This window comes from Fictibacillus tiangongensis (genome assembly GCF_048083785.1).
Taxonomy (GTDB): domain Bacteria; phylum Bacillota; class Bacilli; order Bacillales; family Fictibacillaceae; genus Fictibacillus.
The window spans coordinates 733,162-749,394 of the sequence record NZ_CP182294.1; the positions used below are offsets into that span (position 1 = coordinate 733,162).

15 protein-coding genes are annotated in these 16,233 nt (G+C 40.4%); 10 read left to right on the forward strand and 5 right to left on the reverse strand.

Features of this window, described 5'->3' with window-relative positions; genetic code table 11:
- Positions 1-76 precede the first annotated feature (76 nt).
- Positions 77-1,156 (reverse strand): 3-phosphoserine/phosphohydroxythreonine transaminase, encoded by a 1,080-nt coding sequence (serC, locus tag ACNJYY_RS04130; protein WP_416730665.1) that lies wholly within the window; start codon positions 1,154-1,156, stop codon positions 77-79.
- A 339-nt stretch (positions 1,157-1,495) separates the two neighbouring features.
- Entirely contained in the window at positions 1,496-1,924 is a 429-nt protein-coding gene (locus tag ACNJYY_RS04135) for an HIT family protein (protein ID WP_416730666.1), read from the reverse strand.
- A gap of 832 nt (positions 1,925-2,756) precedes the next feature.
- On the opposite strand from ACNJYY_RS04135, the gene ACNJYY_RS04140 reads away from it, so the two are divergent.
- From ACNJYY_RS04140 to ACNJYY_RS04160, 5 genes are all read left to right on the forward strand, one after another.
- A complete protein-coding gene (locus tag ACNJYY_RS04140) occupies positions 2,757-3,293 on the forward strand; it encodes a PCYCGC motif-containing (lipo)protein (RefSeq protein WP_416730667.1) in 537 nt (178 codons plus the stop codon).
- Between the two features lie 63 nt (positions 3,294-3,356).
- A complete protein-coding gene (locus tag ACNJYY_RS04145; RefSeq protein ID WP_066391392.1) occupies positions 3,357-4,100 on the forward strand; it encodes an ABC transporter ATP-binding protein in 744 nt (247 codons plus the stop codon).
- Positions 4,097-5,314: an ABC transporter permease gene (locus ACNJYY_RS04150; RefSeq protein WP_416730668.1), complete on the forward strand. Its 1,218-nt coding sequence runs from the start codon at positions 4,097-4,099 to the stop codon at positions 5,312-5,314. The genes ACNJYY_RS04145 and ACNJYY_RS04150 overlap by 4 nt, the downstream gene beginning before the upstream one ends.
- A gap of 452 nt (positions 5,315-5,766) precedes the next feature.
- Positions 5,767-7,137, forward strand: coding sequence for an FAD-binding oxidoreductase (locus tag ACNJYY_RS04155; protein WP_416730669.1), 1,371 nt, complete (start codon positions 5,767-5,769; stop codon positions 7,135-7,137).
- A 70-nt stretch (positions 7,138-7,207) separates the two neighbouring features.
- Positions 7,208-7,981, forward strand: a complete 774-nt coding sequence (locus tag ACNJYY_RS04160; protein WP_416730670.1) for an EcsC family protein — start codon at positions 7,208-7,210, stop codon at positions 7,979-7,981.
- A 27-nt stretch (positions 7,982-8,008) separates the two neighbouring features.
- Here ACNJYY_RS04160 and ACNJYY_RS04165 read toward each other — a convergent pair whose 3' ends face one another.
- Complete coding sequence (locus tag ACNJYY_RS04165; protein ID WP_066391396.1) at positions 8,009-8,440, reverse strand: ferritin-like domain-containing protein; 432 nt, start codon at positions 8,438-8,440, stop codon at positions 8,009-8,011.
- A 217-nt stretch (positions 8,441-8,657) separates the two neighbouring features.
- Between ACNJYY_RS04165 and ACNJYY_RS04170 the strand changes: the two genes are divergently transcribed.
- Together ACNJYY_RS04170 and ACNJYY_RS04175 are read left to right on the forward strand one after the other, a co-directional pair.
- A complete protein-coding gene (locus tag ACNJYY_RS04170) occupies positions 8,658-8,975 on the forward strand; it encodes a DUF3243 domain-containing protein (protein ID WP_066399706.1) in 318 nt (105 codons plus the stop codon).
- Positions 8,976-9,332: 357 nt separating this feature from the next.
- Positions 9,333-10,040 (forward strand): phosphatase PAP2 family protein, encoded by a 708-nt coding sequence (locus tag ACNJYY_RS04175; RefSeq protein WP_416730671.1) that lies wholly within the window; start codon positions 9,333-9,335, stop codon positions 10,038-10,040.
- On the opposite strand, the gene ACNJYY_RS04180 is transcribed toward ACNJYY_RS04175, so the two are convergent.
- Together ACNJYY_RS04180 and ACNJYY_RS04185 are read right to left on the reverse strand one after the other, a co-directional pair.
- Positions 10,018-10,932 (reverse strand): diacylglycerol/lipid kinase family protein, encoded by a 915-nt coding sequence (locus tag ACNJYY_RS04180; RefSeq protein WP_416730672.1) that lies wholly within the window; start codon positions 10,930-10,932, stop codon positions 10,018-10,020. The genes ACNJYY_RS04175 and ACNJYY_RS04180 overlap by 23 nt on opposite strands.
- Entirely contained in the window at positions 10,929-11,420 is a 492-nt protein-coding gene (locus ACNJYY_RS04185; RefSeq protein ID WP_416730673.1) for an antibiotic biosynthesis monooxygenase family protein, read from the reverse strand. Before ACNJYY_RS04185 ends, ACNJYY_RS04180 begins: the two co-directional genes overlap by 4 nt.
- Before the next feature lie 158 nt (positions 11,421-11,578).
- Here ACNJYY_RS04185 and ACNJYY_RS04190 point away from each other — a divergent pair, with 158 nt between their 5' ends.
- The 3 genes from ACNJYY_RS04190 (at position 11,579) to hemH (ending at position 16,232) form a co-directional block, all read left to right on the forward strand.
- On the forward strand, positions 11,579-13,798 hold the full coding sequence (locus tag ACNJYY_RS04190) for a transglycosylase domain-containing protein (RefSeq protein WP_416730674.1): 2,220 nt from the start codon (positions 11,579-11,581) through the stop codon (positions 13,796-13,798).
- A 457-nt stretch (positions 13,799-14,255) separates the two neighbouring features.
- Positions 14,256-15,284, forward strand: a complete 1,029-nt coding sequence (hemE, locus tag ACNJYY_RS04195) for a uroporphyrinogen decarboxylase (protein WP_416731799.1) — start codon at positions 14,256-14,258, stop codon at positions 15,282-15,284.
- Positions 15,285-15,290: 6 nt separating this feature from the next.
- Positions 15,291-16,232 (forward strand): ferrochelatase, encoded by a 942-nt coding sequence (gene hemH, locus ACNJYY_RS04200; RefSeq protein WP_416730675.1) that lies wholly within the window; start codon positions 15,291-15,293, stop codon positions 16,230-16,232.
- Position 16,233 lies beyond the last annotated feature (1 nt).

The window sequence follows — 16,233 nt, forward strand, 5'->3', positions numbered from 1 at the left end:
CAATAGTGCCCTCTTGGCCTAATGCGAAAGTACCTTTATGTTAACAGATGTACGTACAACTGAAAAGGTTTGTAAACTACTTTCCGTATTTTTCCTGAAAATGTTTCATGAACTGTGCAAGGGTATCACACGATTCTTGAGGAACAGCATTATAGATTGAAGCTCTGAATCCCCCGACCGACCGGTGTCCTTTTAACCCATATATTCCGTTTTCTTCACTCTCTTTTATAAACTGCTTTTCCAGTTCTTCATTCAAAAGAGTGAAAGTCACATTCATGTTTGAACGTGATTCAGGTGTAGCATACCCGTTGTAGAACCCATTGCTTCTATCGATCGTGTCGTAGATGACTCCAGCTTTATGATGATTTCTCTTTTCCATTTCGATGACACCACCACATTTTTCTACCCAACCTAGTACAAGATTTAGCAAGTAGATGGAGTAAACAGGAGGCGTGTTGTATAGAGAATTATTTTTTGCATGAACCGAATACGACAAGATTGATGGAACAGATTTATTTTCCTGTAGCAGATCTTTACGTATGATAACGGCGGTTACTCCTGATGGTCCAAGGTTTTTTTGAGCACCCGCATAGATTAATCCATAATTTTCAACAGATAGGGGTCTGCTCATAATATCGCTCGACATGTCCGCTACAAGATTTGGATGTGTGAAGCCATTTAGATCTGACCATTGTGTGCCATAGATCGTGTTATTGGAAGTAATATGAAGATAGGCGTCATTTTCGCTAGATACATAATCCATCTCTGGAAGGGTGCGATAGTCAGAGTCCTTACCTGTAATCACTGCTTCACACGATCCGATCTTCTGAGCTTCTTTATAAGCCTTTTCAGACCATGCCCCGGTGAGTACGTATTTTGCAGTCTTTCCACCTTGAATAAAATTCATTGGAATCATAGCGAACTGTAGACTTGCTCCACCTTGTAAGAACAAGACTTCATGTGTATCTGGTATATTGAGCAAACGTTTCATGCGTGTTTTCGCTTGATTATGGATGCCTTCATATTCTGAACCCCTGTGGCTATGCTCCATAATATTTAACCCAGTACCTAAGAAGTCATCCCACTCTTCCTTTGCTTGCTGCATAACCTCTTTTGGCAATATTGTGGGTCCGGCTTGAAAATAGATGCGTGTCATCGTTCTCCTCCTCAAAAAAATAAACTCCCATAAAATCGTCCGCAGTCAATTTGCGGTTTCTTACTGTATTGAACAGCTTTAAGGATTGTGGCTACTTTCAAATATTTCTTCAATTTCTTTGTTGAAAGGTTGATTGGAGTGCAAGGTGCGAGACTCCTGGGGGATGAGCGGGACAGGTGAGAACCTAAGAGCGATGCGACAAGGTGGCTCACCGCACGCCCCCCGGAAAGCGAGCATCCTGTAACGGAGATCAACTACTTTCAAGAGCAACAAAGATTGTGCAAAAAAGAATATGAAAAAACTGCCCAGTTTTAAAAAAGGCAGCTTTACTATGTAACGTTAGTTTTTAACGTTCTCTTTAATATGTTGAGCGATCTCAGTCATTTCGTCTGCAGGGGTATCCTGTGTTTTCCAGACTGCTCCAAATCCGTCACCTTGTCCGTAACGTGGAATGAAGTGCATGTGGTAATGAAAAACAGACTGTCCAGCTGCTTCACCATTGTTGTTTAAGATGTTTAGACCGATCGGGTTAAACGTTTGTTTAATTCCAGAGGCAATTTTAGGCACGACAGAATAAAGCTTCGCTGCTGTTTCTGCAGGCAGTTCAAAAATATCTGTGGAGTGCTCTTTAGGAATGATCAGCGTATGTCCTTTTGTTACCTGACTGATGTCTAAGAAGGCTAGAACGTTTTCGTCTTCGTACACTTTGTAGGATGGAATTTCTCCCGCAACAATTTTACAAAAAATGCAGTTTGAATCGTGGGACAAGTGGCTCACCTCATTTTTTTACTTATCATATCACACATGATCAACCTAAAAAATAAGGTATTCTTTTTATCTTATTAATAGGCTCTTTTCTATAGGATAGTTGCTTTTGAATGTTTTATTATTTTCTTCATTGACAGGTTGATTGGAGCGCAAGGTGCGTGCCTACTACCTGAAATGCATCTCGCAAGGCATGCGACGAGGAAGCTTACTCCGCTAGCATTAACTTGTAGACGCAGGAGCAAGGAGCATGAAGGCGGGCATTTCAAAAAGTGGAAGTGGCTCGTTCAGCCCCGACATGCAAAAGGTGAATGGGCTAAGGCGCACTTTGCCTTCTTGACCGTTAAACTTTTGACCTCGAGGGGCTAGCCACTGCAACTAGGCAGCTGAGACACTTAAGAGTGAAACGTACGAATGTGGCTCACCGCATTCCTCGTGGAAAGCGAGCACCTGCAGCGGAAATCAACCTCTTCTAACAGCAATAACTTCAAAAATAAAAAGAAGGGTCCTATTCAAAAATAGAACCCTTCTTCTTATAGAGGTTAGAGAAGAAAGGAGAACACGAAAACAAAACAATACGATTTTTTAGCCATGCACCTCAATGTTAAGAATTTGTAATTGCTCAAGCACTAAATAGTCCAAGAGAACCATCTCCTTAAAGAAAAGCATATCTGAAAAAATCTAATACCTTGCATCTTTCTCCCTGAAGAAGGGGGGATACCTTCTTCTCTTATATCTTGTCCAGAAAGTCTTGCTTGTTATACATATAAAAATTGGTAAAGGAAACGTGAATTACGCTATTATAAGGAAAGAATGACAAAAAGGAGGATTCTCCGTGAAAAAAAGACAACTTATACTAACAATGACACTGGGTGTTAGTTTTCTCATCTCAGGCTGCGGTAATAAATCAGAAGATGAGCATAAAAATCATCAAAAGGAGTCCAGCTCAAAACAGGAAGGGTCTCATGAAGGACACGAAAATCATTTGCCGAACGGTGATATTCAAGAACTTACCGCATCAATGGATGTATTACCTGGCTTCTTAGATAAACAACCTGATGAGATTTCCGCCATTTATGCAGAAGTTCCTAAATATAAAGAACTGCTAGAATCAATGCCTTGTTTTTGTGGCTGTGGTGATTCTGCGGGTCATAAAGACAATTATGATTGCTTTGTCTCAGAAAACAAAGAAGATGGAAATATTGTATGGGATGATCATGGTACAAAATGCGGGACGTGTTTGGAGATCGCTGCAATCAGTATGAGTGCTTCTGCTGATGGCAAAACGCCTGTGGAAATCAGAAAGATGATCGATGAGAAATATAAAGAAGGTTATGCAGAGCCAACTCCAACACCTATGCCTGCTTCATAAGGTGTAAAACGAGAAAATTGGCAAACAATAATGAAAATGCTGGTTTGCAGAAGGAGGTATAGTATGAAACCAATCCTTGAAGTTACTGATTTAACAGGAGGTTATCTGCCTAATCAGCCTGTTATTCATCACTTAGATTTCACGGTAAAAGAAAATGAGATAGTAGGATTGATCGGTTTAAATGGAGCCGGTAAAAGTACAACCATCAAGCATGTGCTAGGTCTTATGGAACCAATGTCAGGCACTTCTAAAATCGAAGGGCAGACGTTTAGGGAAGAACCCGAAAATTATCGAAGTCAATTCACATACATACCTGAGATGCCGATTCTCTATGAAGAACTAACATTATGGGAACATCTAGAGCTAACTGCAATGGCGTACGGACTAGAAGAACAAACTTTTTTAACCCGTGTCCGCCCATTACTTGAAGAGTTTCGCATGGATAACAAGATCAAATGGTTTCCGAGTCAGTTCTCAAAAGGGATGAAGCAAAAAGTAATGATCCTTTGTGCACTATTGGTTGAACCTAAGCTATACATCGTGGATGAACCGTTCGTTGGTCTTGATCCGTTAGGTATTCAATCGTTTCTAGAGTACATGGTTAAATTTAGAAATAACGGCGCTGGCGTTTTAATGTCGACTCACATTTTGTCCACTGCAGAAAGATATTGTGACCGCTTTTTAATCATGCATGAAGGAAGGCTGGTTCTAAGCGGAACGTTAGAGGAACTACGCGTAAGAAGCGGGCTTGAGAATGCGACGTTAGATGAGATCTATCTCTATGTAGCGAGAGGTAAAGTCACATGATCGATGTAAAAAAATTATGGACAAAACGACGCAATGCTCATGTTACCCAAACGCTGAAATACTTTAGTTTAATGGCAAACAGCGGACTTATTGTTTCCTTAATTTTGCTCATCGTAATCGGAAGTGTGTATTATGCCAAGCTTCTTCAAGCACTTCCTGAGAATTTTCCAGCCGTCTTTATTTTAACGATCGTCTTTTCATTCTGGTTGACCAAAAGTCCGGTCCGTACATTGTTAAAAGAGGGAGATCTCGTATTTTTACTTCCTGTAGAATCGGGAATGAAGCAATATTTTTCAAAAGCTATATCGTCTGCAACAGCAACTGGCGCTTTTTCGACCCTATTCATTTTTACGTTGCTTTGGCCGATTGTCCAATTTTTTATCCATGATGGATGGAAGATGTATGTCACGTTTGCATTCTTTTTGATCGCAGCAAAAGTATTTAACATATATGTTTCATGGGAAGAAAGAAGGTTACCATACAAAAGTCATCAAACGAACTATAAAATTATGAGGTTCATTGTAAACTTTGTATATGCCTATTTGCTCTTTAATGAAGCTTACATCTTCTTGATCGCTATTTTTGCGATCATGTATGTATTAAAGAATTTTGTTTTCGGTGTCTTTAAGAAACAGCATGGCTATCAGTGGGAAATGCTATTAGCAGAAGAACAGTCTTTAAAAATGAAAGGATACCGATTCGTCAATTATTTTACAGACGTTCCAGCGCTAAAGCAGACCGTACATAAGCGACCGTGGTTAAACAGCTTAGCCAGTTTTTCGTTTAAAAAGAAGAATGCACTTTCAGCTCTATACATGAAGACATTTGTACGTTCAGGCGATTACCTAGGCTTATATGTACGATTGATCTTGATTGGTTTTCTGTTCATTTATTTAATTCCTGCAGGATGGTGGCAGTTGATTGTCGTGTTCTTGTTCTTTCAAATGTTCGCGCTGCAATTATTCACACTTTACACCCAGTATAGATGGAATGTTGTATTTGTGATCTATCCGATCAAACAAGATACAAGAGTAAAAGCCTTTCAAAATTGGCTGAGATACTTGCTGATCATACAAGGGGTATTCTATGGCCTCTTTTATGGATTACTCTCAGGAGACTGGATGATCGCGATCCTTATGCCTGTGGGAGCGATTCTATACAGTATATTACGACTGCCTAGTATGACGAAAAAACACATTACGCTGACTTCCTAGCTCTTGCTTAGCTAGGGAGTTTTTTTTTCTAAAAGCTTATCCCCTTTGACAGTTGATTGGATTGGAAGGTGCGTGCCTGCCACATGAGATACTTCTTGCAAGGCATGCGACGAGGAAAATTACTTAACTTGTAGACGCAGGAGCAAGGAACCTCTAAAGGCGTGCAGTCCGAAAAGTGGAAGTGGCTCGTTCAGCCCCGACCAGCAAAAGTAAATGGGCTTTGTAGGCGCACTATGCCTTCTGGACCATTTAACTTTTGACCTCGAGGGGCTAGCCACTGCAACTAGACAGGTGAGACACTTAAAAGTGAAACGTACGAATGTGGCTCACCGCTTGCCCCGCGAAAAGCGAGCAACCTGGAATGGAAATCAACTACTTCCAAGTTTGTAAACAGATTTTCGGCATCTTTCATAGCTTATGCCTATAAGTTTTATGGAAGGGAGCTGGGCCACATGAATACTTATGGACTAACAGGGAGGATTGTAACACCAGGAAGTCCTGATTATGATCTAGCAAGAGAAGAGTTCAATACTCGTTTTAACTTATTTCCTTTGATTATCAATTTTTGTGAAACTGCTAAAGATGTTTCAAACGCAATACGCTGGGCAAGAAAGAAGAAGGTTAAGTTTCGGATTCGAACAGGAAGGCATAGTTATGAAGCTTATTCATCATTAGATGGAGGTTTAGTGATAGACATAAGCGAGTTGAATGAAGTAAGAGTGGACCGGAAATCAAAAACGGCCGTACTCGGTGCTGGGGCATTGCTTTTTCCACTATATGAAAAATTGTATGAAGAAGGTTTCACGATTCCAGGAGGTACATGTCCATCAGTAGGCCTTTCCGGTCTGACACTTGGTGGTGGATGGGGAATGTTAACAAGGCCTTATGGAATGCTGATCGACCAGCTTCTGGAGCTGGAGATGGTTGATGCAAATGGAAATATTATTATAGCAAATGAGCATGAGAACGCGGACTTGTTCTGGGCATCAAGGGGCGGTGGTGGAGGAAACTTTGGTGTGGTCACATCATTTCGTTTTCAAGTAGTTCCCGTAGATGATGTTGCCATCTTTAAAATTACATGGGACTTTAAAGGGTTTGAAAAAGTGGTGGATGCGTGGCAAAAATGGGCTCCTTATACGGACGTTAGATTGACAGCTATTATTGATCTCTTAACGAAAGACATTGGTGAGTTGCGTGCTTTAGGAGAATTTCTGGGCAGTACGGATGAACTGGAGAAGTTGCTCAAGCCTCTATTGATCGCCTTTCCGCCAAAAGTAATTGAAGTTAAGAAAGTACCCTATATTGATGCGGTCAAGATATTTGGAGGAATGATGCCAGGGATGATGGAGTATGCTGTAAACCATGGTGATCCAGATGCACATCCATTTAAGAATACAGGTGCGTTTGCGAAAAGGCAGCTACCGATTAGTGCGATAAAAAAACTGAAAGAATTTCTATCAAACTCACCTGGTATTGAGAACAAAGTGCAGCTGCAAGCTCTAGCTGGAAATGCTTCTTGTATAAGTCCAACTGAAACGGCTTATGTTCATAGAGAAGCATTGTTCAGTTTGTTATATATTACGAAATGGCAGAATGAGAGTGAGGCAAACATAAATACACGCTGGGTAGAAAGTTTAAGAAATACTCTACTTCCTTATGCGGATGGTGCTTATGTGAATTTTCATGATAATTGTATTAAGAACTGGTTAGAACAATGTTACTTTGTGAACCTGCCTCGCTTGATTGAAGTGAAAACAAAATACGATCCAAAAAATGTGTTTACGTTCCCACTAGGAATTCCGACTGCAAGTATGATTATGTAGATCTCATAACGTGAGGGCGAAAATATTGAAACGAAAACTAAACAAAAATCGTATAGAAGGAGGGAGGTAGATGATGGACACTTATGAAGAAAAAGTAGTAGATGAGCTTAAGAAATGGGAAATAGAAATGTGTAAAAGGCCCTCACTATGGAATAAGACAACAAAATCTCTTCAAATAAAAATCAATGAAAAAATTCCGCAAAAAGTACATGATGTTATGACATCAAGTATGAAACATATGATTAAAGCAACTCTGATCGGTTCTGAATATACGACTAAAAAAACGATTAAGTTTACTGCAGATCTGCGAGAGAGGGATTTTAAATTTGAAGATCGGCTATCCTTCTACAGAAAAACAGCAGCAATTGAAGGAGCAGGAACAGGTGCTGGCGGCATTTTGCTAGGAATTGCAGATCTTCCATTATTGTTAGGAATAAAAATGAAATTTTTGTTCGAAACAGCTAGTATTTATGGATTGGATGTTAGTGATTACAAAGAGAGAATCTTTATTCTGCATGTATTTCGCCTAGCTTTTTCTGATCCGCACAAGCGAGAAGAGGCATATCAAAGGGTAATCTCATGGAAAGAGACCATTCAAGAATTTCCGGAGTCTCCTGAATCGATCAACCAAATGAATTGGCAAGAACTGCAGCAAGATTATCGGGATCATATCGATCTCATAAAGATGCTTCAGATGATACCAGGATTAGGAGCAATCGTTGGGGCATATGCGAATTATCATTTTCTTGATGATTTAGGTCATGTTGCAAAGAATTGTTTCAGATGGCGTTTGTTAACAGATGAAAAAAAGAAGAGGATTATACAAAACAAGCACCCGCAGTAATTTACGGGTGCTTGTAATATGTGTGATTTAGAATCGGCTGTCGCTTAATAAACGGTCCATTTCCTCTTTGTGCTTCGTCTCATCAGCAATCATATCTTCTAACTGAACGACAAGCTCAGTCAACTTTAAGTTAGATGCTTGCTCTTTACGTTCTTCATAACGTCTGATCGTATCTTCCTCAGCGTTTCGAGCTTCTTCCAGCATCTCACGAACACTCTCTACTTGTTTAACTGGTTTAGGTTGAGTAGTCGGTGTACCACCAAGTGTTTTAATCTTTTCTGCTAAATATAGAGCATGTCCTTGCTCATCAGCAATTTCACTTTGGAAGAAAGGTTTTAGAATTTGACGGTATAAACCAGAAACCGTAGCTGCATTATGGTTGTACATAATGATTGCTGAGTACTCGTTTGCAAGATCCTCATTTAGTCCATCGATTAGTGCTTGTAAGTCTTTTTCCATTTGTATAACCTCCTGAATCTTGTTCTACAGAGATATCCTTCCCCTTTTCCCTTTACCATAAACCAAATTTATAGGAAAGACGTACTAAAAAAAACGGGAACTGCAGAATAAGGTTTAAGGATTGGAAAAATCGGTAAAAGACTACTATGCATGAAACAAACATTGAACAAAAGTGATACAAAAATCTAAGGAGGTAACAAAAATGGATAGCAGACACATGGTTGATGAAGAGCGTAACGTTGACACAAGTAAGGTAGAAGAAACTGCAAGCCGTATGAGCGAGAGCAAAAAAGACGAGATCTTATCAAACTTTGAAGAGTTTAAGAGCTACTTGCATGGGAAAGTGCAAATCGGTGAAAAAATGGGCATGAGCGAAGAAACACTTGCAAAAACTGCAGAGAAAGTAGCAGATTACTTAGCTAACCATGAGGAGCCTCGTAACTCAGAAGAGAACCTCTTAAAAGAACTATGGAAAGTTGGAGAGCAAGAAGAGCGTCATAAGCTTGCTCACATGTTAGTTAAGCTTGTTAAATAGAAAACGTTCTAAAGCTGCTCATCTTTGAGCGGCTTTTTTTATTCACTTATCGTTATTTGTCTTGTCGCATGGATTGGAGTACTGTAATCCAACTTAAAGCAGTGTCCGTTCAAAAAGCTTGGAAAAACAATAAAGTTGCTAAAACGTCAATAAATCAACACAATGGCCGTTTACAAACGACTACAAAAAAACGACAATGTTTTAAAGTGGTTTATACAGAGAAAAAAGAGTGAAAACTTAGATTTAATAAGAGCTTACCTGTGTCCACTAATTTATAGAGAAGAGAATTAGAAACTTTTTATCAACAAGTAAGCTCGAAAATAAAATGAAAAAAGAAATGATGTTGAGGAGAATATTATGTTACGAGAACTAGCCAATAAACTACCTTTTCCAATCCTCCCACTTATTTATGTCATAAGTGGATTAGGTCTCTCGTTCTTATCGTTAAATATCTTTTTTGAGCTCTCAGAAGATTTGATGGAAAATGAGGTATTTGAGTTTGATCAAGTGATCATTCAATATGTAACGGATATCAGAAGTGACACGCTAACGGAAGTAATGAAAGTGATTACCTTCTTGGGATCAAAAGATATTCTCATGCTCTTGTTAGTAGGAAGTCTGATCTGGCTGATCGCAAAACGCAAGAACTATTGGGGTGCTATTTTTTATTTGATTGCAGTTGCGGGCGGAGGTCTTTTAAACCTAGGGTTAAAACATTGGTTTGGAAGAATACGACCTGAAGATAGTTTAATTGTTGAACAAGGTTTCAGTTATCCGAGTGGACATGCTATGGGCAGTCTCATCTATTATGGTTTTCTTGGTTACTTAGTCGTGAGAAGCAGAAGAGGAAGACCACTTAAGATCATTCTCACGATTGCATTTATATCTACGATTCTTCTTATTGGTTTTAGCCGTATTTATTTAGGCGTTCATTATCCATCTGACATAGCAGCTGGATTTAGTGCTGGAACGGTTTGGCTACTGCTTTGTATAGCTGGACGTGAATCAATCAGAGCTTATCAAAAAAGGACGCTTCCTTTTTTTAAAAGGAAACATCCCCAGTAAGTGTGAGCAGTTGATTTTGCAAACATTTAATAACTGCAGGTGTACGATGCTGACGCTCTCCATCACAGTCAATAAGCTGTTGGGGAGCTGTTTTTATGCTGATCTCTGAACTTTGAAAATAATGGTACCCTTGTCCTTCTTTTGAAGTATCGGATAATCGATTCAAAAGAACGTCCCATATAAACGATGTGGAAGGTTCTTCGATCAGCAAGCAATCGAGCTTTCCGTCTTGTATATCTGTATCTGGGAAAAAGGGCCGTATCCCGCCGGTAAAAGGACCGTTTACAGCTAAAAACATGGCAGCCTGCCCATCAAATTGAAACTCTTCAGATGAGATAGAGATGTCAAAGGGCTCCCAAGTTTGAAGGGATTTTGCCGCAGATAAGTAATAGGAAAGGCGACCAAACTTCTCTTTCGTATCTGGATCGATGGACTCTGAAACATGTGTGATCAATCCAACACCCCAGAAGTTTGTAAAGAAATGTCCGTTAAACTCTCCAACGTCAATGTTGCTAAAGTTTTTTTTACTTAGTTGTTCTGCTGCTTTAATTGGATTTTGGTTCATGCCTAACGCTCTCGAAAAATCATTGCACGTTCCACCTGGCAAGATTCCGAAAGCTGGTTGATTTTCTTCGATCGACAATACTGCTTCTGCAATTTCATGTACCGTACCATCACCGCCAGCAGCTATGATCAAATCTGTCTTACCTTCCAGCTCTTTAACGAAGGAAGCACCTTCACCAGGAGCGGTCGTCTTATAAACTTGAACGTCTTCAAAACCAACTTTTAGCTGCTCTAGCACGTCATCCCACTGATTCAGCAATCTGCCTTGGCCCGCAGAAGGATTTAATATGACAGATGCTCTTTTTATTGTTGATGGATTTCTAGTCATTTTGCTACCATGTATTCTTTTACGAATGATTTTCCTGTAAAAAGTGTTTCTGGAAGTGCTTTTGATGTGCCTCTACTCTTATGAGCTTCCTCATAAGCTTTGGATTGCTGCCAATTCGTAAAGTCAGCATGTGAATCCCAAAGTGTCATTACGATATAAGGATCTTGGTGAAGAGGTCGTAGTATCCGTATGCCAGTAAAACCTGGTTCACTTTCAACCAGCCCAGCACGATTTTGGAAACGTTCTTCAAAAAGAGATCTTCCTTCTTCTGATACGGGGATGTGGTTCATAACAACAAATCCAGCACCTGTTAAGGATCCTCTTTGGTTTATCACTTCGTACTCATGTTTTTCTGTAAATGGGTTCTCTCCATCTGTTTCGATCACGAGAGCAGAATTGGAGTCGCCTTCTAGCAGGAGAGCTCCATCGTATTTTTCCTGATATGTTGCTAAATAGTCTAAAGTCCCATAAGTAATATATATGTTCATAGGAATCCCTGCCCCTTTTTTATTGATTTACCTTTGTTTTACCCAACCGTTCAGCACATTAAACAGTGTAAGAAGTTGGTTACTTGTAATATACTTTCCAACTAAGGGAAAATTATATAAAATGTACTTTTCGACCTAGAATGAAATGAGGGTTGGTTATGGTAAAGAGAAGTCTTATCGTACTCGGAATTTTAACGGGTTCACTTATAATAGGTTTTTTTGCCTATCTTTTCATTATCTTGGCGGGAGATTATGTGATCGATGAAAAAGATCTTGTAATGGATTCAGCTACTGTCCTTGTGGCCGAGAACGGAGATAATATCACGAAGATCTATGATGAAAATCGAGAGATCATCGACATTGAGGACATACCAAAACATGTGCAGGAAGCATTTGTTGCAGTTGAAGACAGCCGTTTCTATAAACACAATGGAATTGATGTAAAAGCGATCTCGCGTGCTATCTATAAAGATATTCTAGCTGGTGGAAAAGTCGAAGGCGGCAGTACAATTACTCAGCAGTTAGCGAAGAATGTTTTTTTGTCTCATGAGAAGTCATGGCTCAGAAAAACAAAAGAAGCTGTAATTGCGATCAATCTGGAAAGAAGATACCCGAAAGATAAAATTTTGGAGATGTATTTGAACCAAATCTATTTCGGTCATGGCGCATACGGCATCCAACTCGCTGCAAAGACGTATTTCAATAAGGATGCAAGCGAATTAACTGTAGCAGAGGGTGCGATGCTTGCCGGCCTTCCGAAAGCACCAAACTATTATTCGCCATTAAAGAATCCTAAGGAAGCGAAAGAGCGGCGTGATCTCGTTCTTTCCCTCATGGAGAAACAAGATTATTTGAAACCTTCTGAAACGGTAAGAGCGCAAGGCAAAACGATCGCTCTAGATTTTCAGCAAGAAAAACGAAATCCTGCTTATACAACCTATATTGATATGGTTATAAAAGAAGCAAAAGAAAAGTATCAACTTTCAAGAGAAGAGCTGCGACAAGGCGGTTATAAAATAGTCGTTCCAATGGATCTCGCTGCACAAGATTCTGTGTATAAGAACTTTCAAGACGGTCGTTATTTTATAGGGACGGGTCCGGAAAAACCCGAAGGCGCTATGGTGCTGATGAATGGAAAAACGGGTGGTTTGCTCGCTGTTCAAGGCGGACGAAATTATGTGACAGAGGGACTTAATCGCGTACAGGTGAATCGTCAGCCAGGTTCGACGTTTAAGCCTTTATCCGTGTATGGTCCCGCCCTTGAGTCTGAAAAATACAAGCCCTATTCAATGCTGCGTGACGAAGAATTAAGCTATGACGGTTATGAACCTAAGAATTATAACGGCAGATACGATGGTGAAGTTTCCATGGTGGATGCCATTTCTCACTCTGTAAATTCATCGGCAGTATGGCTGCTGAACAAGAACGGAATAACTGATTCTAAAAGTTATCTTGAACAGCTTGGCATGCCGATTGAGGATAGGGGGCTCGGAATTGCATTAGGCGGTATTGATCAAGGTGTAACCCCGTTGCAAATGGTAAAAGGATATCGCAGTTTCCTTCATGAAGGTAAAACGATCGAGCCTTTCGTGATCAGCAAGATATATAACAATGAAGGAGAACTGATCGGCAAAGCAAAAAAGGAAGAAAAGAAAGTTTGGAAAAAGCAGAATGCATGGTATATGACACGTATGCTTCAGCAAGTCGTGAAGAACGGAACTGGATCTGATGGAAAAGAGAACATGGAAATTGCCGGTAAGACGGGTACAACGAATTATCCGAACGTAGAAAAAGGAAACAAAGATACATGGTTTGTCGGATATACACCAGAAGTCGTCGGCGCAGTATGGGTCGGTTATGATCGAACGACCAAAGAATCTTATCTTAATAGCGGGAGCTCTCTGCCCACGCTTTTATTTAAACAAGTGATTAACGAGATGCCGTCTCAACAAGGATTATCGTTCAAAAAACCTGACGGGGTAAAAGACTTGCCACCGCCAATCGAGCTTATTGAGCTAAACGATCTGCGTGCTTCATTCGGTATGGGGGACTATGGAATTCCTTCCGTTCAACTGAACTGGACTCCGTCAAAAGACGAGCGTCTCCAATATAAGGTTTATGCCGTGAATGAAGGAGAAACAACTCTTTTAGATACGATAAAAGGCAAGGGAGAATATAGTGCATCAGGCAAGAATCTCTTCACGCTGCCAGACTTTTATGTTGTTCCCTATAATCCTCTTACAAAACAAGAAGGAGAGCCATCGAATGTGGTGTCCATCTCTCTTTTCCCAAGTTTTGGTGAAGAAGATAAAGAAGATGTAAGAGAAAAGATTCGTAATGATCGTGAAAAAGAGAAGAAAAAGAAAAAGAAGAAGTAAGAGGATTGAGTGGTGGTTGAAGATGGCCAAGGTGGCCGTCTTCTTTTTTTGATGAGAGTTTAGAAGTTGGAGTTAGAGGCAGGGAGGATGTCGAACTGTGTCGGAAAGCCTATATTTTTCATTTTCGACTTAATTGGGACGTGTTTTCGCTTAATGGTTGCTCATTTCGACTTAATGGACGCCACTTTTGACTTAATCAATGCGCCGCTCGACCCAATCCATCATCTACTCATCTCACAGGGTTTAAGCTGCATGCCCCTGTAAAGGCTTTCAACATCCAATAAACATCCATTTTGCCAAAATCATGACAATTAAGCTTATCTTCTATACTTTTATTATGAATTCCCTTACAATGTGTATGGATATTGACGTTAAAGGTTTTAAGTTTCAGCAGCTAGGAGATAACAATAGTGCTGCAGCTTTTGGTCTTGTATAGAAAGGTGTGTACGTTTTGACTATGAATGAAGAGTTTTTGAAAGCGTGTCGTAAGGAGAAGAATTCACATATTCCTGTATGGTACATGAGACAGGCGGGCCGTTCCCAGCCAGAGTACCGTAAATTGAAAGAGAAGTATTCACTATTTGAAATCACACATAGACCAGAGATTTGCGCTGGCGTTACGAAGCTCCCTGTAGATCAGCATGGAGTGGATGCTGCCATTCTTTACAAAGACATTATGTCTCCAGTTCCGGCGATTGGAGTAGACGTAGAGATTAAATCCGGAATCGGACCAGTGATCGAAAAGCCTGTACGAACGCGCGAAGATGTAGAACGCTTAGGGACGATTAATCCTGAGAAAGACGTACCGTATGTTTTGGATACGATAAAAATTTTAAGACAGCAGTTAGAAGTGCCGCTTATTACGTTTGCAGGTGCTCCATTTACCCTTGCGAGCTATATGGTTGAAGGTGGGCCCTCGCGTGATTATCATAAAACGAAGCAGCTGATGTACTCTGATCCTGAAAGCTGGTTCATGCTGATGGACAAGCTAGGCGATATGACGATCGCTTATGCAAAAGCACAGATTGCAGCTGGCGCACAGGCGTTTCAGATTTTTGATTCATGGGTCGGCGCTTTAAATGCAGCTGATTACAGAAAATACATTCAGCCTGTGATGTACAAGATCTTCTCATCATTAAGAGAAGAAAATATTCCTTTGATTCTATACGGAACAGGTGCAAGACACTTGATCATGGAGTGGAACGAGCTTCCGATCGATGTGATCGGACTTGATTGGAGATTATCCCCAAGAGAAGCTCGTCAGATGGGTGTTACGAAGGCTCTTCAAGGAAACTTAGATCCTTCCATTCTATTGGCGCCATGGGAAGTAATCGAAGCACGTACGAAAGAAATTTTGGATGAAGGTATGGAAGAACCAGGCTTTATCTTCAATGTCGGAAAAGGTATTTTCCCTGAAGTAAACATTGCAACATTAAAGCAGTTGACCACCTTTGTTCATGAATATACGTCTAAAAAACTAGGGTGATAAAAAGTGAGTAACAAGAAAACAGGTCTATTAATCATGGCGTACGGCACGCCAAGAAGTCTTGATGAAGTAGAAAGCTATTACACACATATAAGACGAGGACGTAAGCCTTCTCCTGAACAGCTGCAAGAACTTACAGAACGCTACGAACAGATCGGTGGAATCTCGCCACTTGCTAAGATTACAGAAGAGCAAGCGCAAAAAATTGAAGCAGAGATGAATGAGCGTTATCCCGATCGTGAGTTTAAAAGTTATCTTGGTCTGAAGCATATCGATCCTTTCATTGAAGATGCTGTGCAGCAGATGAAGGAAGATGGAATTGAAGAAGCAGTAACGCTTGTTCTTGCTCCTCATTATTCAACGTTCAGTGTTAAATCATACAACGGACGAGCTGTGGAAGAGTCTGCAAAAATCGGTGGACCATCCTTTACGACGATCGACAGCTGGTATAATGAGCCGAAGTATGTACAATTTTGGGCGGACGGCATTAAACAAACGTTTAACTCTATTCCAGAGAACGAACATGACAAAACCGTTGTGATCTTCTCTGCACACAGTCTGCCAGAAAAGATTCTGCAAATGGGAGATCCTTATCCGACACAGCTTCAGGAAACAGCTGATCTGATCGCAAAAGAGGCAGATGTCCCTCATTACACGATTGGGTGGCAGAGTGCTGGTAATACACCTGAACCGTGGATCGGGCCAGACGTTCAAGATCTAACTAGAGACCTTTATAACGAGCATGGCTATACGCATTTTATCTATTGTCCTGTAGGGTTTGTGGCGGATCATCTGGAAGTTCTGTATGACAACGATTATGAGTGTAAAGTGGTCACAGATGAGTTGGGCGTGAATTATTATCGTCCTGAGATGCCTAACGCAAAGCCGGAATTTATAGACTGTTTGGCAACGGTCATTCAAAACGCACTAGCAAAAGAAAGAATGTGAA